The organism is Kineococcus sp. TRM81007 (assembly GCF_022669155.1).
Classification (GTDB): Bacteria; Actinomycetota; Actinomycetes; order Actinomycetales; family Kineococcaceae; genus Kineococcus.
The window spans coordinates 128,068-147,635 of record NZ_JALBVB010000040.1; the positions used below are offsets into that span (position 1 = coordinate 128,068).

The 19,568-nt window shown below is 75.8% G+C and carries 18 protein-coding genes, 1 tRNA gene and 1 pseudogene; 13 read left to right on the forward strand and 7 right to left on the reverse strand.

Translation table 11 applies throughout. The annotated features are described in order from the left end of the window. The first annotated feature begins 64 nt into the window (after window positions 1-64). From MN205_RS06030 to MN205_RS22285, 7 genes and pseudogenes are all read left to right on the forward strand, one after another. Window positions 65-676, forward strand: coding sequence for a hypothetical protein (locus MN205_RS06030; RefSeq protein ID WP_242125274.1), 612 nt, complete (start codon window positions 65-67; stop codon window positions 674-676). A 21-nt stretch (window positions 677-697) separates the two neighbouring features. Next, entirely contained in the window at window positions 698-1,450 is a 753-nt protein-coding gene (locus tag MN205_RS06035) for a DUF1775 domain-containing protein (protein WP_242125276.1), read from the forward strand. 230 nt (window positions 1,451-1,680) lie between these two features. Further along, window positions 1,681-2,904, forward strand: a complete 1,224-nt coding sequence (locus MN205_RS06040; RefSeq protein ID WP_242125278.1) for a chemotaxis response regulator protein-glutamate methylesterase — start codon at window positions 1,681-1,683, stop codon at window positions 2,902-2,904. Window position 2,905: 1 nt separating this feature from the next. Then, window positions 2,906-3,724, forward strand: coding sequence for a protein-glutamate O-methyltransferase CheR (locus tag MN205_RS06045; protein ID WP_242125280.1), 819 nt, complete (start codon window positions 2,906-2,908; stop codon window positions 3,722-3,724). A gap of 13 nt (window positions 3,725-3,737) precedes the next feature. Then, the gene (locus MN205_RS06050) at window positions 3,738-4,118 is read left to right on the forward strand and encodes a response regulator (protein WP_242125282.1); all 381 of its coding nucleotides are present in this window, start codon (window positions 3,738-3,740) and stop codon (window positions 4,116-4,118) included. Beyond that, window positions 4,115-4,603: a chemotaxis protein CheX gene (locus MN205_RS06055; RefSeq protein ID WP_242125284.1), complete on the forward strand. Its 489-nt coding sequence runs from the start codon at window positions 4,115-4,117 to the stop codon at window positions 4,601-4,603. Before MN205_RS06050 ends, MN205_RS06055 begins: the two co-directional genes overlap by 4 nt. Window positions 4,604-4,605: 2 nt before the next feature. After that, window positions 4,606-4,962 (forward strand): annotated as a pseudogene (locus MN205_RS22285) (response regulator); the annotation flags it as partial. Between the two features lie 658 nt (window positions 4,963-5,620). Here the strand turns inward: MN205_RS22285 and MN205_RS06065 are convergent. From MN205_RS06065 to MN205_RS06080, 4 genes are all read right to left on the reverse strand, one after another. After that, window positions 5,621-6,736, reverse strand: coding sequence for an EAL domain-containing protein (locus tag MN205_RS06065; protein ID WP_242125288.1), 1,116 nt, complete (start codon window positions 6,734-6,736; stop codon window positions 5,621-5,623). A gap of 99 nt (window positions 6,737-6,835) precedes the next feature. Then, window positions 6,836-7,585, reverse strand: a complete 750-nt coding sequence (locus tag MN205_RS06070) for a polyprenol monophosphomannose synthase (RefSeq protein WP_242125290.1) — start codon at window positions 7,583-7,585, stop codon at window positions 6,836-6,838. Between the two features lie 410 nt (window positions 7,586-7,995). Further along, window positions 7,996-8,217 carry a DUF1737 domain-containing protein gene (locus MN205_RS06075; protein ID WP_242125291.1) on the reverse strand — a complete coding sequence of 74 codons (222 nt, stop codon included), beginning with the start codon at window positions 8,215-8,217 and terminating at the stop codon, window positions 7,996-7,998. 118 nt (window positions 8,218-8,335) lie between these two features. Continuing rightward, window positions 8,336-11,602, reverse strand: a complete 3,267-nt coding sequence (locus MN205_RS06080; RefSeq protein ID WP_242125293.1) for a hypothetical protein — start codon at window positions 11,600-11,602, stop codon at window positions 8,336-8,338. A gap of 313 nt (window positions 11,603-11,915) precedes the next feature. Here MN205_RS06080 and MN205_RS06085 point away from each other — a divergent pair, with 313 nt between their 5' ends. The 3 genes from MN205_RS06085 (at window position 11,916) to MN205_RS06095 (ending at window position 12,962) form a co-directional block, all read left to right on the forward strand. Then, the gene (locus tag MN205_RS06085) at window positions 11,916-12,305 is read left to right on the forward strand and encodes a hypothetical protein (protein ID WP_242125295.1); all 390 of its coding nucleotides are present in this window, start codon (window positions 11,916-11,918) and stop codon (window positions 12,303-12,305) included. A 103-nt stretch (window positions 12,306-12,408) separates the two neighbouring features. Further along, window positions 12,409-12,501 (forward strand) — tRNA-Ser (locus tag MN205_RS06090). A gap of 44 nt (window positions 12,502-12,545) precedes the next feature. After that, window positions 12,546-12,962: a hypothetical protein gene (locus MN205_RS06095; RefSeq protein WP_242125297.1), complete on the forward strand. Its 417-nt coding sequence runs from the start codon at window positions 12,546-12,548 to the stop codon at window positions 12,960-12,962. Between the two features lie 46 nt (window positions 12,963-13,008). Here MN205_RS06095 and MN205_RS06100 read toward each other — a convergent pair whose 3' ends face one another. After that, window positions 13,009-13,917, reverse strand: coding sequence for a diacylglycerol kinase family protein (locus MN205_RS06100; protein ID WP_242125299.1), 909 nt, complete (start codon window positions 13,915-13,917; stop codon window positions 13,009-13,011). A gap of 238 nt (window positions 13,918-14,155) precedes the next feature. Here MN205_RS06100 and MN205_RS06105 point away from each other — a divergent pair, with 238 nt between their 5' ends. Next, complete coding sequence (locus MN205_RS06105) at window positions 14,156-14,536, forward strand: ATP-binding protein (protein ID WP_242125301.1); 381 nt, start codon at window positions 14,156-14,158, stop codon at window positions 14,534-14,536. A 116-nt stretch (window positions 14,537-14,652) separates the two neighbouring features. Here MN205_RS06105 and MN205_RS06110 read toward each other — a convergent pair whose 3' ends face one another. Beyond that, a complete protein-coding gene (locus MN205_RS06110) occupies window positions 14,653-16,773 on the reverse strand; it encodes a GAF domain-containing SpoIIE family protein phosphatase (protein ID WP_242125303.1) in 2,121 nt (706 codons plus the stop codon). 101 nt (window positions 16,774-16,874) lie between these two features. Beyond that, window positions 16,875-18,428, reverse strand: coding sequence for a GGDEF domain-containing protein (locus tag MN205_RS06115; protein ID WP_308220242.1), 1,554 nt, complete (start codon window positions 18,426-18,428; stop codon window positions 16,875-16,877). Between the two features lie 194 nt (window positions 18,429-18,622). On the opposite strand from MN205_RS06115, the gene MN205_RS06120 reads away from it, so the two are divergent. Continuing rightward, a complete protein-coding gene (locus MN205_RS06120; protein WP_242125305.1) occupies window positions 18,623-18,922 on the forward strand; it encodes a hypothetical protein in 300 nt (99 codons plus the stop codon). After that, a complete protein-coding gene (locus MN205_RS21195) occupies window positions 18,919-19,524 on the forward strand; it encodes a GAF domain-containing protein (RefSeq protein WP_308220243.1) in 606 nt (201 codons plus the stop codon). Before MN205_RS06120 ends, MN205_RS21195 begins: the two co-directional genes overlap by 4 nt. Window positions 19,525-19,568 lie beyond the last annotated feature (44 nt).

The window sequence follows — 19,568 nt, forward strand, 5'->3', positions numbered from 1 at the left end:
CCACGGGGACGGGGGTGGGGCGGGGGTGGGGCGGGGGCACAGGCCCGGCGGGTACGGTGCCGCCGTGCAGTCGCCGGTCCGAGGTGCGGTGCGCCTGGCCCGGGCGGGGGCCGTGGCGCTGACCGTCGTGGCCCTGGCCGCGGGCGCGCACGTCGCCGGCGGCGAGCAGCTGCCGCCCGCCCTGGTGCTGCTGGCCCTGGCGGCGCTCACCGGCTGCGGGGCCCACGTCCTGACCGGCCGGCGCCTGTCCGCGCCCGCCCTGCTGGCCGCCCTCGGCGGTGGGCAGGTCCTCCTGCACGCCGCGCTGCGCGCCTTCGCCGCCGACACCGTCGCCGTGCCCGCCCACGGGCACCACCAGGAGTGGGTGCCGCTGGCCGCGCAGGCGCTGGGGCACGCGCCCGCCGGCGGCTCTCCGCTGCCGATGCTGCTCGCCCACGCCGTCGCGACCGTCGCCGCCGCCGCTGTGCTGGCCCGCGGCGAGCGGGCCGTGTGGTCGCTGTGGTCGTGGCTTCAGCCGCTGCGCGCCGTGGTGCTCGCGGTGCTGCGGGTGCCGGTGCTGCTGCCGGTGCAGCCCGTGCCGGTGGTCGTCGCGGTGCGGCCGCGTTCCGTGGTCGCGCGCCGGGTGGCGCGCCGTGGTCCGCCGGCGGGGTCCGTCCCCGCCGCGACCACCCGCTGAACCACCCACCCGGAGGACCCCGTGAGCTCCACCCTGCGCTCCACCCTGCCCGTGCGCCTGCTGCTGCCCGCCGCCGGCGCCGCCGCCCTCGTGCTCACCTCGGCGCTGCCCGCGTCCGCGCACGTGCGGGCCGTGCCCGACAGCACCGCCGCCGGCTCCTACAGCGTCGTGACGCTCCGCGTGCCCAACGAGTCCGACGTGGCCGCCACCACCTCGCTGAGCGTCGACCTGCCCACGGCGACGCCCTTCACCCACGTCGCCGTCGAGCCCGTCCCCGGCTGGACGGTCACCGTGCAGGAGGGGGCCCTGCCCGAGCCCGCCGAGGTCGGCGGCGCGACGATCACCGAGGCGCCGTTGAACGTCACGTGGACCGCCGACCCGGGGACCGCCGGCATCGGCGTCGGCCAGTTCCAGGAGTTCGCCCTGCAGGTCGGCCCGCTGCCCGCCGCCGGCACCCGCGTGGTGCTGCCGGCGGTGCAGACGTACGCCGACGGCGAGGTGGCCGACTGGGCCCAGGTCGCCGACGCGGGCGCCGAGGAACCGGCCAGCCCCGCACCGGAGTTCACGGTGACCGCCGCGGAGGGCGGCCACCACGCGTCCACTGCCGCCGCCACCGCCACCGCCACCGGCGCGGAGGCGGCCGCGGCCGGGGAGGCCGCCGCGGTGGCGGACGGGGGGGACGGGGCGGCCCGCGCCCTCGGTGCCGCCGGCGTCGTGCTGGGCGCGGCCGCCCTCGTGGTGGCGCTGCTGCGCCGCCGCCCGTCGACCCGCTGACCCCCACCCGCCGACCCCCGCGGTGATCGAGGAAGTGGCGACTCCCTCGATCACCGCAGGGGTGGGGCGGGGTGCCCGAGGGGGCTCGCCCTCCGTCTCCGCTCGCCGTCCCCGCCCGCCGTCCCCGCTCGCCGCACCCGCGCGGGGACGCGGTTCAAGGTTCCGCCGCTCGCGCCGATGGATTAGGGAGCCGCCCACCGGGGCGGTCCGAGCGAGAGGTCGGGTGCAGCGTGCGCGAGAGGATCCGCGTCCTGGTCGTGGACGACTCCGTCGTCGTCCGGCGCATCGTCACCGACGTCCTCGCCGGTGACCCCGCCATCGAGGTCGTGGGCACCGCGCCCAACGGCAAGATCGCCCTCGAGAAGATCCAGCAGCTGAAGCCGGACGCGGTCACCCTCGACATCGAGATGCCCGTCATGGACGGCCTGCAGGCGATCAAGGAGATCCGGCGCATCGACCGCCGGCTCCCCGTCGTCATGTTCTCCACGCTCACCGAGCGCGGCGCCACCGCCACCTTGGAGGCGCTGTCATCCGGTGCGTCCGACTACGTGACCAAGCCCGCCAACGTGGGCAGCGTCCAGGAGTCGATGGAGTCGGTGCGGGCCCAGCTCATCCCCAAGATCAAGGCGCTGGTGCCGGGGATCGCCCCGGCGGCCCCCGCACCCGCCGCCCGGCCCGCCGCGCCCGTCGCCGTGCGCTCTCGCACCGCGGCCGCCCGCACCCCGCGGGCGCTGCTCGTGGGTTCCTCCACCGGTGGCCCCGAGGCCCTCTCCAGCGTGCTGGCGAAGATCCCCGCCGGCATCGGCGTGCCCGTGCTCGTCACCCAGCACATGCCGGCGGTGTTCACCCGCCTGTACGCGCAGCGCCTCGACAAGATCAGTGCCCTGACCGTCGTCGAGGCCACCGACGGGCAGGACGTCCAGGCCGGCACCGTCTACGTCGCCCCCGGCGACTTCCACATGGAGGTCGTGCGCCGCGGCGCCGGCCTGGTCGTGAAGCTGCACCAGGGGCCGCCGGAGAACTTCTGCCGCCCCGCCGTCGACGTCATGATGCGCTCGGCCGTCGCCGCGTTCGGCGGGGACCTGCTCGCGCTGATCCTCACCGGCATGGGCTCGGACGGGAAGCTCGGCTGCAAGGCGGTCGCGGCAGCCGGCGGCCAGGTCGTCGTGCAGGACGAGGCCACCTCCGTCGTGTGGGGGATGCCCGGCGCGGTCGCCCGCGAGGGCATCGCCGACGAGGTGCTGCCGCTCGGTTCCATCCCCGAGGCCGTGCTGCGCCGCCTCGGCGGCGCCCGGCAGGCCGCGCCCGCGCGCGTCCCGGCGACGTCCCCCACAGCTCACCGCACGACCGGCTCCGCTCCCCCCGCGGTCCGTCCGGGCGCCCTCCCGCCGGCGGCAGCGCCGGCGGCCCGCACCGCCGCTGTCGCGGCCCGACCCACTACTGGCAGGTGGTGACATGGCACTGACCCCCACGGCTTTCGAGTGGGTCTGCGCGCTCGTCCGCAAGGAGAGCGCGATCGTCCTGGAGAAGGGCAAGGAGTACCTCGTCGAGTCGCGGCTCGTGCCGCTGGCGCGGGCGGCCGGTGCGGCCGACGTCAGCGCCTACGTCGACGGTGTGCGCCTGCGTCCCGACCGCAGGACGCAGGTGGCGATCGTGGAGGCGCTGACCACGAACGAGACCTCGTGGTTCCGCGACGGAGCACCGTTCCAGGCGTTCGCCACGACGGTGGTCCCGGCGCTGAAGCAGTCGCGCGCCACCACCCGCTCGGTGCGGATCTGGTCGGCGGCCTCCTCCACCGGCCAGGAACCGTACAGCCTGGCGATCGGGCTGCAGGACTCCCTGATCGCCGAGGGGTGGCGCGCGGAGATCGTGGCGACGGACCTGTCCACCGAGGTCCTGGAGAAGGCCAAGGCCGGGACGTACTCCCAGCTGGAGGTCAACCGCGGCCTGCCCGCCCCCCTGCTCGTCCGGCACTTCACGCGGGCCGGCATGAACTGGCAGGTGAACGCGAACATCCGCCAGATGGTGAGGTTCCAGCAGTTGAACCTCACCGGCAGCTACGCCGCGCTCGGGCAGTTCGACGTGGTGTTCCTGCGCAACGTGCTCATCTACTTCGACCTCGCCACGAAGCGGGACATCCTCGGCCGGGTGCGTCGCGCCCTCAAGCCGGACGGGTACCTCTTCCTGGGAGGCGCCGAAACCACCCTGGGCGTCGACGACAACTGGGAACGGCAACTCATCGGACGGGTCTCCGTCCACCGCCCCAAGAACTGAGAGGACAGAGGACATGAAGGCACTGGTCGTCGACGACTCCCGCGCCATGCGGAAGATCATCGCGGGCGCACTGCGCAAGCTGGGGTACGAGACCGTGGAAGCGGCCGACGGCGCTGAGGCGCTGAAGGTCCTCCAGGAGGGCCCGCTGCCCGAACTGGCGACGGTCGACTGGAACATGCCGGTGATGGACGGCCTGACGTTCGTCACCCAGGTGCGCGCGATCCGCGAGTACCGCTCGCTGAGCATCATGATGGTCACCACCGAGGCCGAGCACGGCCAGATCGTGCGTGCCCTCGCCGCGGGTGCCCACGAGTACCTGATCAAGCCCTTCACGGTGGAGGCGCTGGAGGAGAAGCTGGCCCTGCTGGGCCTGCTGCCGGAGGTGACCGCATGACGCAGGACACGGGTCTCGAGGTGCAGGAGGTCGTCGACTACGTCGAGGACGAGGCCCTCGCGCAGATCGTCGACCAGATGTGGCAGTCGTACTTCGGTCACGTCGAGCCGCTGCTGCCGGCGCTCGAGCCGCACGAGGTCCCCGCGCCGGTGCTGTGCGCCAGCGTCGGCATCTCGGGTGCGCGCCCCGGCCTGGTGACCGTGCTGGTCGAGAAGGGTGCCGCTGCGTCGCTGGCCGCCGCCCTCCTGCAGGAGGACGGCGAGCTGACCGACGAGGACGTCTACGACGCCCTCGGCGAGATCGCCAACATCATCGGCGGGAACATCAAGGCCCTGGTCCCGGACGCCGGTGCCCTCGGCCTGCCCGCCATCGCGGAGGCCCCGCCGCTGCCGCGTTCCAACAGCCGCTGCGCGGCGCGCATGGACGCGAACTGGCAGGGTCACTGGGTGACGTTCATCGTGTGGCTGTCGGGAACGGGGGCCTGACCGTGAAGGCCCTGGTGGTGGACGACTCCCGCGTCATGCGGCAGATCGTCATCCGCACCCTGCGCCAGGCGGGTTACGACTGGGTCGACGTGGTCCAGGCCGAGAACGGACGTGAGGGTTTCGAGGCGGTCCGCGCCGAGAACCCCGACATCGTCCTGTCGGACTGGAACATGCCGGAGGCGTCCGGCTACGAGATGCTGCAGAACCTGCGCGGCTCAGGCCTGGACGTGCCGTTCGGTTTCGTCACCTCGGAGGGTTCGGAGGAGATGCGCGAGAAGGCGGCCGCCGCCGGCGCGCTGTTCCTCATCGCCAAGCCGTTCACGCCGGAGGTGTTCGCCGAGGCGCTCTCCCCGGTCCTGGACGGCGGTGCGGTCAGGGCCGCCGCCGCGTCCCCGGCCGCCCCCGCGGCCGAGCGGGCCGTGACGATGGACCGCAGCCCGCTGCCGTCGAACCTGGCGATCCGCAACCTGCTGTCGGACCTGCTGGGCCGTGAGGTCGAGGTCTCCCCGGGCACGCCGTGCTCGGTGGGTGGCGAGCCGGGTTCCGCGGTGGGCCTGTACGTCGACGACCGGCTGCGCTCCGCGGCCGTCGCGGTGTTCGACTTCGCGCTGGCCGCGCACGCCGGCGCGTCGATCGGCCTGCTGCCCCCCGGGGCCAGCGAGGCCGCCATCGAGGACGGGGAGCTGTCGGAGGCGCTGCGCGTCAACGCCAACGAGGTCCTGAACATCATGGCGTCGCTGTTCAACGTGGAGGGTGCCCCGCACCTGAAGCTGCACGCGGCGTACGCCCCGGGCGAGGTCCTGCGGCCGGACGTGACCCAGTGGGCCACGAGCACCGGCAGCCGGCTCGACCTGACCGTCGAGGTCGCCCGCTACGGCAAGGGGAAGCTCAGCATCGTCACGCTCTGAGCGCACCCCTGCACGGCCCCCGTCGCCACGAGCGGCGGGGGCCGTCGCCGTCCCCCCACCCGCCCCCTGCACCTCGGCGGAGACCACGGTTCCCGCGGGGGGAGGGGGGTCAGGGGTTCGGGTCGCGGGGAAGGACGATCGCCGTGGTGTCGTCCTGGCCCGCCACGCGCAGCGGCGGCGGCGCGGGACGGCCCAGCAGGTAGCCCTGGGCGCAGTCCACCCCCAGCTCGCGCAGCACCGCCAGTTCCGCGGGCCGCTCCACCCCCTCCGCGACCAGCGTCGAACCCACCTCCGAGGCGAACCCCACCAGTGCGCGGGCCACCGCCCGCCGCGCCGGGTCGCTGTCGATGCCGCGCACGAACGCGATGTCCAGCTTCACCACGTCCGGCGACAGGTGCAGCACGTGCTGCAGGCTCGCGAACCCCGAGCCGGCGTCGTCCACCGCCAGCCGCAGCCCCTCGGCGCGCAGCGCGGCGGTGCTCTCCACCAGCGCCGCGTAGTCGTCAACCCGGTGGTGCTCGGTGATCTCCACGACGATCCGCTCCGGGTGCGAGGCCAGCAGCACCTCCCGGGTGGCCGCGTCCAGCAGCGCCTCCGCGGAGGCGTTCACGCTCAGGTACGTCCCGGCGGGCAGCGCCGGGAGCAGCGTCAGCGCCGACGCCAGCGCCGCCCTCTCCAGCCGGACCCCCACCCCGGAGTCGCGGGCGTCGGCGAACACCTGCTCCGGTCCACGCGGGTAGCCGTCCTCGCCGGTGAAGCGGCTGAGGGCCTCCGCCCCCACCACCGCGCCGCTGCGCAGGTCCACCACCGGCTGCAGGACCGTGCGGCGGCCGCGGCCGGCCACCAGGGCGTCCAGGGACGCCAGCCGACCGCGGTGCTCGGCGCTGCGCCGGTCGCGGTGGTGCAGCACCCCGGCGACGAGGGCGGCCACCACGTGCAGCGCCTCCACCTGCCGCGCGTCGAGCGGTTCAGCGGCGTTCGCCGGCACCCCCAGCAGCCGCCCGCCGGGGACGCCGTCCGGCCGCCGCACCTCCACCGACAGGGCCTCGCGCGCCAGGTCGGTGCCGGCGAGGAGCCGAACGGTGGCGTGCGGGTCCAGGGTGCTGGAGGTCAGCTCGACGACCGGGTGGTCGCCCCCGGTGCCGCGCGCCAGCGCCGCCACGGGCGTGCCGAAGATGTCGCGGGCGAGGTCGAGCAGCTGGGCGACGGCGTCGTCGTCCGCCACGGCGCCCCTCCCGCATCGATGTCACCGGTGGCGCCGTTCCCCCCGCCGCCACGGCTGACCTTGGCAGACGGCGCCGCGCGCGGCAACGGCGACGGGCCGTCAGGTGCGCGGTGGGCGTCCCGAGGGGCCGTGCCGGCGCATCCGCCACACCGCGCCCATCGCCTCCGTGATGATGGCGCCCGACATCTTCGAGGAGCCCGCGGTGCGCTCGGTGAACAGGATCGGCACCTCGCGCACCGTCGCACCCCGCTCCAGCGCCGCCAGCGTCGTCTGGATCTGGAAGGCGTAGCCGGCCGCGGTGAGGCGGGGCAGGTCCAGCGAGCGCAGCAGGTCCGCCCGCCACGCCTTGTAGCCGCCGGTGAGGTCCGCCACCGGCGCCCGCAGCAGCACGCGCGCGTACGTGTTCGCGCCCCGCGAGAGGGCCTTGCGGTACCAGGGCCAGGCGTCGTCGAGGGCGCCGCCGGCGACGTACCGCGCACCCAGCACGAGGTCGGCGCCCGCGGCCACCTCGTCCAGCATCCGGGGCAGCACCTCGACCGGGTGGGAACCGTCGGCGTCCATCTGCACGACCACGTCGTGGTCGCCGGTGCGCAGCACCTCCGCGAACCCCGCCCGGTACGCCGCCCCCAGGCCGTCCTTGACGGTGCGGGTCAGCAGCCGCACCCGGCCCTCGGGCAGGCCGGCGGCGACGCGGCGCACGATCTCGCCGGTGCCGTCGGGGGACGAGTCGTCCACCACCAGCACGTCCGGGGCGGCGGGGGACTCCAGCAGCCGGTGCAGCATCGCGGCGATGTTGCCGGCCTCGTCGTACGTGGGCAGGACGACGACGGCGCGGAGGGCGTGGGGCAACGGGACTCGCTCGGGCTCGTCGGGGCGGCGGACGGCCGACGCTACCCCAGGTGCCCCCACCCGCCGCCCGGCCCCTCACAGGTCCACCACAGCTGGTTGACCGGGTGTCCCCACCCGGCGCTCCGGTGGTGGGAGGGACCGTGACGAGAGGGGGAGCCGTGGACCAGACCCGGGACGAGGGAGCGCACCGCCGGACCGGTGCCGGGCCGGTGCCGGGCCGGTGGGCGGCCCCGTGGTGGGCGGACTCCTCCTGCTCCGGCGCCGTGCAGGCCGTGACGAAGAACTGGACGGCGTTCTGCTCCGGTTCCGCCGACGCCGACACCGGCAACACCACCACCGTCGACACCCCCGCGGCGATCGAGGAAGCGGCGACTTCCTCGATCACCGCGGGGGAGGGTGGCGGGGGTCCGTCAGGCGTTGACGGGCACGAAGCGGGGGGTGTTCGCGCTGGGCAGCACGACGGCCTGGGCGGTGACGACGCGCTCGCCGTCGAAGGTGAGCGCGGGGGAGCCGTGCAGCTCGTACCCCTCGGCGAGGGCGGCGCTGACCTTCTCGCAGAAGGCGCGGTCGTCGGTGCCGGTGAGCAGCCGGTAGCGCAGGCGGCCGTCGGTCTCGCCGGTGGGGTTCGTCATCGCGGGGTCCTCGTTCCGTTCGCTGGTGCGGGCAGGGTGCGCCGTGCCCGCCGCCGACGGTACTCCCGCCCCACCCCGCCCCAGCGGCACCGGTGCCGGTGCCGCCGGGGCGTGGCGGTCAGCCGGCCTTGACCTTGACCTTGACCTGCTTGCTGGTGGTGCTGCCGAACCGGTTGGTCAGCACCGCCGTGTAGGTGTACGTGCCGGGCGCCTTGCCGGTGACGTGGAACTCGACGTGCTGCGCCTGCGGGGTCCGGTCGGGCACGTCCCGCCGGGCCACCTCGGTGCCGCCCTCGAGGAGCACGACCGTCTCGGCGTTCTGCCCCTTCTTGACGTCCACGCTGATCGTGAAGTCGCCGTCGTGGTCGGGGTTCGCGTCGTCGGAGAGCTTCGCGACCTCGGGCGCGGCCGTGGCCGGGCCGGGGACCCGCTCGCCGACGGGGGCGGCGCTCGTGTACCGCAGGTCCGGTGCCGCCGGGGTCGACATGCCCTCGCCGAGGAAGTAGGAGGTGTGCGGGGGCTGGTTGTAGCCGGTGTTCTGCCAGGCCACCGCGAGGCGGTAGACCGGGTCGGACATCAGCGTGCGCAGCCGCACGTCGGTGAGGTCCACCGTCGTGGCGATCCGCAGCGCGGAGGAGTCCGCGAGCCGGGTCACGACCTCCTCGCGCCAGTCCCCGAACAGGTCCGCCTGCAGGGCGGGGTTGCCCTTGGTGCCGTTGCCGGTCAGCGTCCCGGTGGCCCGGTAGACCTCCTCGGAGCGGCCCTCCTGCCAGTTCCACTCCGAGATCGTCGGGACACCGGCGCCCGTGTCCGGGTCGTAGTCGTGGTCGGTGACCTCCCGCAGCAGGTCACCGTCCCACCAGGTGAGGAAGTTCGCCGCCGGGATGTCGGTGGAGATCAGCTCGCCGGAGGCCGAGCGCATCTGGCCGACCGGGGAGTCCCACGCCGCGTCCCCGCCGACCGCCCAGCCCTCGGCGCCCTCGTGGCGCGGGTCGACGTCGCCCATCGCCGCCCGGCCGGTGTCCCTCTCCGCCGGGATCGACCAGAGCACCTCGCCGGTCGCCGCGTCGCGGAAGGTGGCGCCGCGGTTGCCCGAGCTGTCCATGTCCTCGTGGGCGGCGAACACCTCCGGGCCGGGCCGCGAGGGGTCGAAGTCGGACACGTGCAGGGCGTCGCCGTGACCGAGCCCGGTGTTGTGCAGGATGTTCCCGTCGTCGTCGATCGTCTCGGAGCCGAAGACGATCTCGTCCTTCTGGTCCCCGTCCACGTCGGCCACGGAGAACTGGTGGTTGCCCTGGCCGGCGTACTGCTCGCCCGCCTCGTCGCTGTCGAAGACCCACCGCTGTGTCAGGTCCGAGCCGTTCCAGTCCCAGGCGGCCACGACGGCGCGCGTGTAGTAGCCGCGGCTGAAGACGGCGCTGGGGTGCTCCCCGTCCAGGTACGCGGTGCCGGCCAGGAAGCGGTCCACGCGGTTGCCGTACGTGTCGCCCCAGGAACCCACGTCACCGCGCGCCGGGACGTAGTCCGCGGTGTCGAGCGCGACGCCGCGCGCGCCGTCGAAGACGGTGAGGAACTCCGGGCCGGACAGGACGTACCCGTTCGCGGTGCGGTGGTCGGCGTCGGGGTCGCCGATGACGGTGCCCGCCGCGTCCGTGGTGCCGTCCGCGGTCTTCACCACGAGTTCGGCCTTGCCGTCGCCGTCGTAGTCGTACACCTGGAACTGGGTGTAGTGCGCCCCGGAGCGGATGTTCACCCCGAGGTCGATGCGCCAGAGCCTGGTTCCGTCGAGCTCGTAGGCGTCCAGGTAGGTGTTGCCCGTGTACCCGGCCCGGGAGTTGTCCTTGGCGTTGGAGGGGTACCACTTGACGACGATCTCGTACTGCCCGTCCCCGTCGAGGTCGGCGACGGAGGCGTCGTTGGCGCTGTAGGTGTACGCCACCCCGTCGGGCGTGGTGCCGCCCTCGGGCCGGTCGAGCGGCACGTCGAGGTGCTGCTGCTGCCAGACCCGGAACTCGTCGGTGGCCCAGCGCTCGATCCCGTCGACCACGGTGCTGACCCGGTACGTGGAACCTTCCGCGCCGCCGCCGTCGAGGAGGTTCGTCGAGCCCGTGACCGGCTGGTCGTTCACCAGATCACCGTCCCGGTACACGTTGAACGCCAGGTCCTGCGGGTCGTCGCCCAGCAGGCGCCAGCCCACGTGGACGCCCTCGCCGGTGCGCACGGCCACGGGGGAGCGGTCGATGCGCTCGGCCTGCCGCTGCAGGTGCACGGTGGCCGCGACCTCGACGGCGCCGGAGCGTTCCGAGCGCCCGCCGGGCGCGACGGCCGCGACCAGGTACTCGTGGTCGGCGGTCGGCTGGGCCGAGGTGTCGGTCCAGGTGGTGCCCGTGGTCCTGCTCACGCGCACCGGTTCCCGCCCGGACCGGGAGCGGTGGACGTCGTAGGCGACGGCCCCCTCGACCGGCGACCACGCCAGGTCGACGCCGCCGTCGCCCCAGGCCGCGGTGAAGCCCGTCGGGGTGGCCGGGACGGGGGCGTCCTCGTCGACGACGGTGACGGGCAGGGCCCCGGAGCGCGCGCCCTCCCGGCCCGTCGCCCCGAGGGCGGCCACCTCGTAGGTGTAGGTGTCGGCGAGCTGGACGTCCCCGTCGGTCCAGGAGGGTGCCTGCACGTCGGCCACCGCGGTGGCCGACGTGCCGTCCGTGGACCGGTACACGCGGTACCCGGAGGCTCCGTCGACGCCGGGCCAGGCCAGGTCGACCGACGCGGACCCGGCCGTCGCGCTGACCGACGCGGTGACGTCCCCGGGGATCGCGACCGGCTGCAGGACCTCGATCGAGTTCAGCCGGGGCGAGCTGCCGGAGAACGTCAGCTCCAGGTGCCCGCCGCTCGCCCGGACCCCCTCCAGGACGCGTTCGTCGACGACGCCGGAGCCCGGGTTGCGGGCCGGCAGGGTCTGCCCGCCGACCTCGACGCCGGTGTTGCTGGAGGCGATGAGGTCGCCGGTGCGCACGACCACGGTGTACGTGCCGTCGGGGACGTCGATGCGGAACGTGGAGCCGACGGCGGGCAGGACGAAGTCGCGGCCGGCGAGGTCCCCGTCGCCGCCGCGGTCGCGGCAGGCGTTCGCAGCCAGGGGGGTGAGGAACCCGTACCCCTGCTCGGCGCTGTACGCCGCGGTCGGGGCGACGCCCGTGTGGCCGTCCGCCGTGGGGTCGCCCGCGCACTGGAAGTCGAAGAGGCGGTCCGGCACGGGGGCGGCCACGGCCGGCAGGCCGGTGCCTGCGGCGATCACCAGGGACAGCAGGGCCGTGCCGCCCGCGCGGGTGGCACGGCGGGCCCGGCGGGTCCGTGGGGACGGCTGGGGGGAGTGCTGGGGCAGCACCGGCATCACCTTGTCTCGTCGTCGAGAGCGCCCGGCGGCGGCCGGTGGGCGCGGGGCGTCGTGACGCGTCGCGCACCGTGGGCCACCGCACCGGGGACCTGTGGATGAAACGTTTCTAGGGCCTGGTCGGCGGTCGAGTCAACGGGCGCGGCCGAGGTCGGGAAAACGCTTCCTCGGCTTCGGTGCCGAGCAGGTGGTGCTGAGGGCCCCCCCGAACGGCCGATCGGGCGGTGAGCCCGGGCGGCCGAGAACCAGGAGCAGAGCGGCTCCGCACCCCCGGGCGGTGCCGCCCACCCGCCGAGAGGAGGCCACCGTGAACACCCACCGCGCCACCGCCCGTCCCGCCGGTCACCCGCGCGTCGTCGAACCCCGGCCCGCCACCGCCGCCGAGGTCACCGCCCTGGCCTCCCTGCTGATGCGGCGGCCCGAGCTGGTCCGCCTCGACGACGAGAGCCTCCTGCTGCGCCTGGCGCGCACCACGGCCGTCGGCCACCTCCTGCGCGCGCGCACCGTCGCGACCCTGCCCGAGGGCGAGCGCCTCCTGGACGCGATGCTCGCCGACGGGCGCGCCGTCGTCCTCGACGTCACCGACCCCGCCCCCCGCGAGGGCGTCCTCGCGGTGCGCCGGCCGGCCACGGCCCGCGACCTGCCGCGCGCCCGCGACCTGGCCCGCGCCCTCGCCCCCCTGGCGTCCCGGCGCTGAGGCGGACGACGGCGCGGCCGGCTCCTCGCCGGCCGCGCCCCTTCCCGTCGGGCCGAGGGCCCCGCCCGGGTCCGTAGACTGGTGCGCGCGCCTCGGCGCACCGGGAGGGCTGGCCGAGTGGTTGAAGGCGGCGGTCTTGAAAACCGCTAGGGAGGTACCCACTCCTTCCTCATGGGTTCGAATCCCATGCCCTCCGCACCCGTCCCGCCCGTTCCCGGGCGCACCGCCCCTGGAGGTCCCGTGAGCACCACCGCTCCCGAGCTGCCGGCGCACCGGCGCGCGGCGGCGATCCGCGCCTTCCGCGCCCTGCCCGCCGCCGACCGCCGCGACGTCCTCGCACTGGCCCGGCAGGGCCGACGCCACCCGGACGAGCGCGTCGTCGCCGTCGCCTGGTGGTACGCGGCGTCGGTGCTGCAGCCGCGCTGGTGGAACCGCGTGCCGGCGGGTCTGCTGCTGCTGCCGGGGCTGGTGGTGCTGTGCGCGGCGTTCGCCGTGGACGCGTGGCCGCTGGCCGTGCTGGCGGTCCTGCTGATCGGTGCGGGCCTGAACCTGGTGTGGCAGCGCCTGACGACCGAGCCGCTGCTGCGGCTGGCCCGTCCCGCCGACGCCGCGGACGACCCTGCCGGCACTCCCGAGGCGCCCGCCGCCGGTCGCTGACCGCCCCGGCGCGCGGGGTCCTCCTCCCGGCGGCGCCGGGTGGTCCTCAGCGCACGGTGCGCAGCGCCAGCGGCAGGCACCGCACCCGCACCGTCGCCCCACCGGCCACGGGCAGCACCTCGCCGTCCATCTGCAGCGGCATGGGGTTGCGGGTGCGGAACTCGTACGGCTCGCTGCGGGACTGCACGCGGTGCCGGCCGCGCAGGACGCGCGCGAACTCCGCCAGCAGCCGCAGCTTGCTGCGGTGCTTGATCATGAGGACCTCGAAGCGGCCGTCGTCGGGCGCGGAGTCGTCGGACAGGTGCGCGTACTTCGCCATCCGGTCGATGTTGGCGAACAGGAGGCTGTCGATGCGCACGTCCCGGCCGTCGTGCTCGACGGTCATGGGCCGGTACTTCCAGAACGCCCTGACGACCAGCAGCTTCTCCTTCACCGCGTCCAGGTCGTTCTCGTTGAGGGCGGCGGCCGCGACGGGCGTGATGCCGACACCGACGTAGGAGTGCGCCACGCGCGGTTCGCCGTCGCCGGTGTCGACCTCCAGCAGGTCCATGCGGTCGGGGCGCCCGTCGCCGGCGGCGACGTCGACGATGGCGTCGGCGAGGGGCCGGCCGTGGGTGGCGGTGGCGTGGTCGTTGGCGTTGCCGGAGGGCAGCACGGTGGCCATGCCGCCGTCGTGACCGGCGCGGCCGGCGGCGATCACGCCGTTGACGACCTCGTGGTAGCCGCCGTCGCCGCTGGCGGAGACCACCAGCACGCCGGGGTGGCGGGCGACGTGCTCGCGGGCGAGCTGCTCGGCGTGCCCGGCGCGCTCGGTCTCGACGAGCTCCACGGGCAGGTCGGGGGCGCGTTCGGCGAGCTCGTCGCGCAGGGCGCGCGCGTTGGCGGGGCCGTCACCGGTGCTGTTGGGGTTGAGGACGACGACGACGCGCCGCAACGGGGTGCTGGAGCCGGTCACGCCCCGACCGTAGGGGAAGGGGCCCGGCGCGGCCCGTCGTCGCGCCCGCGGGGCGGACGGACGCCGGCGGGCAGACGGACGCCGGCCGGGACTCGTGGTCTTCCCCTCCACGTGCCCCGGCCGGCGCGGCACCATCCTGCCACCGCCCGGGCGACGGTGGGAACCCCGCCCGCCCGGGCGGTGGCGCGGGCGGTGGTTCGGGGCGCGGGCGGGGCGGTTCCTCGACAGGATGCGGCGCATGTGCGACGTCACGCCGAGAGCGGAGGTGGCCCTGCCGGCCGACCTCTCGGCGGCCCGGCAGGCCCGAGGGTTCCTGCGCGAGGCGCTGTGCCGGGTGCACCAGGAGGCGGCGCTGGAGCCGGCGCTGCTGCTGCTGTCGGAACTGGTGGTCAACGCGGTGCGCCACGGCGCCCCGCCGGTGCGGGCGGCGGTGGAGTGCCGGGTGCGGGTGCTGCGCCTGGAGGTCGGTGACGGCAGCGGCGCGCGCCCGCGGTTGCGGCGCTCGCCGGTGGAGGCGGAGTCGGGCCGCGGGGTGGAGCTGGTGGACGTGCTGAGCCGGGACTGGGGCGTGCGGGTGGACGGGCCGGGCAAGACCGTCTGGTGCGACGTGGCGGGCTGACCCCCACCCTCCCGCCGAGTCCACCCTCCCCCTCCCGTGGTGATTTCGCACGGTTGAGCGTTCACCCGTGCAAGATCACCATGGGGTCGGGGCGGTGCGGGGGGAGGGGGAGCCGGTCAGCGGGCGAGGACGCGCACGGCGGCGATGGCGACGTCGTCGTCGCTGCCGTCCGGCAGCATCCGGCGGACGAGCTGGTCGCACAGCTCCTCCAGCGGTGCGCCGGCCAGGTCGGCGACCGCGTCGCGCAGCTCCGCCAGCCGCGCCTCCATGGGGCGGTCGCGCCGCTCCACGAGCCCGTCGGTGTACAGCAGCACCGTCGAGCCCAGCGCCAGCTGCGCCTCGCGCTGCACGCGGTCGCGGTGCGCGCCCAGGCCGATGATGAGCCCCTCGCCGTCGAGCTCGCTGACCGTCCCGTCGGGGGCGGCCACCACCGGCGGCAGGTGCCCGGCGGTGCACCAGCGGATCCCGCGGTGCCCGGGCGTAGAGCGGGCGTCCAGCTGCAGCACGACCGCCGTGGCCAGCGTCGTGACGCCCAGCCCCTCCAGGAGCGCGTCCAGGCGCTGCAGCACCTCCCGGGGCGCGGCGGAGCGGTCGTGCGCCAGGGTCCGCACCATGGTGCGCAGCTGCCCCATGGCGGCGGCGGCGGAGACGTCGTGGCCCATGACGTCCCCGATGACGACGGTGGTGCAGCCGTCGGGCTGGGTGAAGGCGTCGTACCAGTCGCCGCCCACCTGCGCCGCCTCGGCGGCGGGGAGGTAGCGGGTGGCGACCTCCAGGCCGGGCGTGTCGCGCGGCGGGGTGAGCAGGCTGCGCTGCAGCGTCTCGGACGAGCGGCGCTGCTGCGCGTACAGGCGGGCGTTCTCCAGCGCGACGCCGGCGCGGGCGCCGAGGTCGGACGCGGTCAGCAGGTCGTCCTCGGTGTAGGGGGGGCGGTCGGGGCCGCTGAGGAGGGTCAGCGCGCCCGTCACCTGACCGCGGGCGCGCAGCGGCACGACGACGGCGCTGCCGAGGCCCAGGCGGCGCAGCAGCGCGGCGGTCTCGGGGTCGCCGGTGCCGCGGGCGAGGTCGCGGTCCGTGACGCGCAGCAGGGTGGGGCCCTGCCGGCCCTGCAGCACCCGCACCGACACGGAGGTCTCCAGCAGGTTGGCCTGCATCCGCGCGAACCGCTCCGCGTCGGCGGCGCGCGCGGGGTTGGCGTGGGCGGCGCGGACGTGGCGGGTGCGGCCGGCGGTGTCCAGGACGGTCGCGAACGCCCACTCGGCGAACGCGGGCACCACCAGCGAGGGCAGCATGTCCTGCGCGGTGTCGGGGTCCAGCACCGCGGACAGCTCGTCGGCGACGGAGGAGAGGAACTCCAGGCGGCGGCGCGCGTCGCGGGCGACGGCCAGCGCGGCGTCGCGCTCCCGCTCCGCCTGCACGCGCAGCGTCACGTCGGACTGCACGCCGACGTGGTGGGTGACCTTCCCCGCGGCGTCGCGCACGGGGGAGATGACGACCTCGTTCCAGAACGCGGTGCCGTCCTTGCGGTAGTTCAGCAGCAGCTCGGTGACGGTCTCGCCCTCGCGCAGCGCCTTGCTGATGCGGTGCACGGCCTCGCGGTCGGTGTCGGGTCCCTGGAGGAACCGGCAGTTGGTCCCGAGCACCTCCCTGCCGTAGCCGGTGACCCTCTCGAAGGCGGGGTTCACCCACACCAGGGGGTTGTCGGGCTGGTCGGGGTCGGAGATCGTGAAGGACAGGTCGCTGGCGATCACGGCGCGGCTGTGCAGCTGCTCCGCGGACTCGCGGGCGCCGTCGACGAGCGCCTTCTCGCGCAGCGGCAGCAGCACCACGAGCGCGAGGGTGGTCAGCTCCTCCACGGGTGCGTCCGTCAGCGGCAGGCCCACCACCCACAGCGCCTCGCGGGCGGTGGCCATGGCGGAGCCGCGGGCGGCGCTGACGCGTTCGCCCCGGACGGGTTCGCCGTGCGCGATGCGCGAGAGGGGGCTGGCGGCCTCGCCGCTGTCGGGGTCGGCGAGGTCGGAGCCGTCGGAGGCCTGCAGGCCGGCGGCGCGGGACCAGTCGTCCACGGCGCAGGGCAGGGACAGGCCGGGGGCGAGCTCCTCGGCGAGGGGGTTGGCGAACAGGACGGTGCCGTCGGTGACGCGGACGAGCAGCACCGCGCCCGGCTGGGTGTGGATGACACTGGGCAGCGAGTCGGTCACCGCGTCGTTCGCGAACGCGGCGTGGGTCCCGTCCATCGGCGGGAGCGTAACCCGCGGGGGCGGACGGCGCCCGCCCGGCGCCACCCGCCCGGGCGCCGGGCGCGCACCTCCTCAGCGACCTCCCTCAGCGACCCGCCTCAGCGACGAGGCCGCGCGAGGGGGAGCGGTTCCGGTGCGGGCGGAGCGGGCTGCTGCCGCTTCTCGGCGTACATGCGCCGGTCGGCGGCCGCCAGCAGCTCCGCGAGGTCGTCACCGCCGGTGGCCGCGACGGCGCCCAGGGAGGTGCCGACGGTGACGGTGGTGCCGCGGGGCAGGCGGGCGGGCGCGGTGACGGCCGCGCGCAGCCGCCGCAGCACGTCGGTGGTGGCGGGGGCGTCGGGACCGCCGGTGTGCAGGAGGACGACGAACTCGTCCCCGCCGAGGCGGGCGACGACCCCGTGCCCGTCGGCGGCGGCGGCGGCGCGCGCCACGACGGTGCGCAGGACCGCGTCGCCGGCGTCGTGGCCGAACGTGTCGTTGACGGCCTTGAAGCCGTCGAGGTCGAACAGGGCGAGCGTCCAGGTGCCGCTGCCGGCGGTGAGGTGGCGGCGGGCGTGCTCGGCGAGGCCGCGGCGGCTGTGGGCGCCGGTGAGCTCGTCGCGCTGCGCGGCGGCGGCGGCGACCTGGGCGACCTGGGCGCGGCGGGCCTGCACGGCGGCGAGCAGCACGGACAGGGTGAGCGCGGCGACGGCGGTGCCGAGGGTGGCGGGGCCGGGGGTGGTGCTGGTGGCGCTCGCGAGCCGGGCGGCGGTGAGCGCGCTGACGGCGAGGGGTGCGACGACCTGCACGGCGACGGTGACGGCGAGCACGAGGCGGGGGTGGCTGCGCACCGGCACGCGCGGCAGGGGGGAGGTGCCGGTGGGGGCGGGTGGCCCGGCGCTCAGGTGGGTGACGAGGAGGGTGAGGACGCCGGCGGCGATGAGCGCGATCCCGGTGCCGCCGACGAGGGCGTCCGCGCGGGTGAGGGCGTGCACCAGGACGGCGTCGCCGAGCACGACCGCTCCCACCCCGGCGGCGGTGACGGCGAGCAGGCGGGTGGCGGCCCGGTCGGGGCGCGGGGTCGTCCAGGCGGCGCCGACGACGGCGCCGAGGGCGGCGGCGGCCACGACGACGTCGAAGAACGTGAACAGGGAGTAGGAGCGGCCGTCGTCGACGAGGCCCCCCAGCGGTGTGGCGAGCAGCGCGAGGGCGGTGACGCTGACGGTGACCTGCGCCTGCGCGAGACCGCGCCGCCACGTCCAGCGCCGCCCGCCGGTGACGGGGGTGGTCAGGGCGAGGACGCCGAGGACGGCGGCGTAGCGCACCACCTCGAGGGCCATCGTCACGCCGGGTTCGAACTCGCCGGCGGCGAAGCTGACGCCGGTGGGGTCGACGGTGAGCAGCCACCAGGTGTCGCCGGCGGCGGTGAGGCCCCAGTAGCCCGCGAGGAGGGCGAGGACGTGGCGCCCGCGGCGGCTGGGGGCCTGGTGGGCGGCGGCGGCCAGCACGGTGGTGGCGAGGACCTCGACGGCGACCGCGGGTGCCTGCAGGGTGCCGGTGAACCCGGCCAGCAGTGCGGCGACGGCCGCGAGGAGGGCGACGAGGAGGGCTGCGCGGGCGGCCCGCGTCCGGTTCGCGCCCGGCGTGCCGCGGCTGTGCTCGTCGCGGTGCACCTGGTCCTCCCTCCGGTCCTCCGCCTCTGGTCCTCCGACCCTGGTCCCCGGGGTGATGGTCCCAGGCGGGGCGTGCCCGTGGGAAGCGATCCGGCGAACAGGTAGTGTCCGGCTGCTCACGGGCAGTGAGGTCCCGTGGTGGGGTCGCCCGGACGGGCGCTGCGGTGCGGACCCGCGCGCGCCGATGGACCGGTGTGGACCAGAGCACCAGGACGGGAGCCGCGCTGCGCGGGCTGGCCCGGCCCACCGTCGTGGACTGGCTGAAGGAGATCGCCGGGGTCGTCGGCCCGGCCGAGGCGCTGCTGGCGTGGTCGCGCGCGACCCTCGCCACGGGCCTGCACGGCACGGCGCTGACCCCGGAGCAGATGCGCGTGGTCGGCGAGCGGCTCGCCGCCGACGCCACCGACCCGCGGCTGCGGCTGGCCGTGCGCAGCTGCCTGCTGCGCCTGCGCGTGCACGGCGCGCTGGAGACGACGAAGGGGGCACCGAGGTGACGACGGAGCAGCAGGGACCGCGCGGGGATGCACCCGCGGAGGAGGGCTCGCCCGAGTGGTACGCGTGGATGGCCCGGCAGCTCGCCGGCGCCGCCCCCGTCACCGGCGACGCCCTCTACGACCACGACCGCCTGGACGCGGTGGCGGCGCTGCGCGCCGAAGAGGTGGAGCACGTGCAGCCGCTGGTGGGTGACCTGCTGGCGCGCGGCGCCGCCGAGACCGGTGCCCCGGTGGCGATGCTCAACGTGCTCCTCACCGGCGCGCAGGTCATCGCCGGTGCGCACGGCCTGACCGGCTGGATGGCCGAGGCGCGCGCGACGCCCGCCGAGTGGTCGCTGTGCGCGCGGGTGGTGCGCTCCGGCGGGGAGCTGGTGGTGCCGGACCTGGCCGCCGACGCGAGCACCCGGGAGAACCCGCTGGCGACGGTCGACGGGCTGCGCACGTACGCGGGCGTGCCGGTGCGCAGCCGCGCCGGGCACGTCGTGGGGTCGGTGTGCGTGATGGGCCCCGAGCCGCGGGAGTTCTCCGAGGCGGACCTGGACGCGCTGCGGGCGGTGGCGGTGGAGGCCGCGGAGCGGCTGGAGGGCGCGGCGGGGGTTTGAGTCCTCTCTCCTGCGCCGTCGCGGTGGCGCGTGGTCGCCGGCGG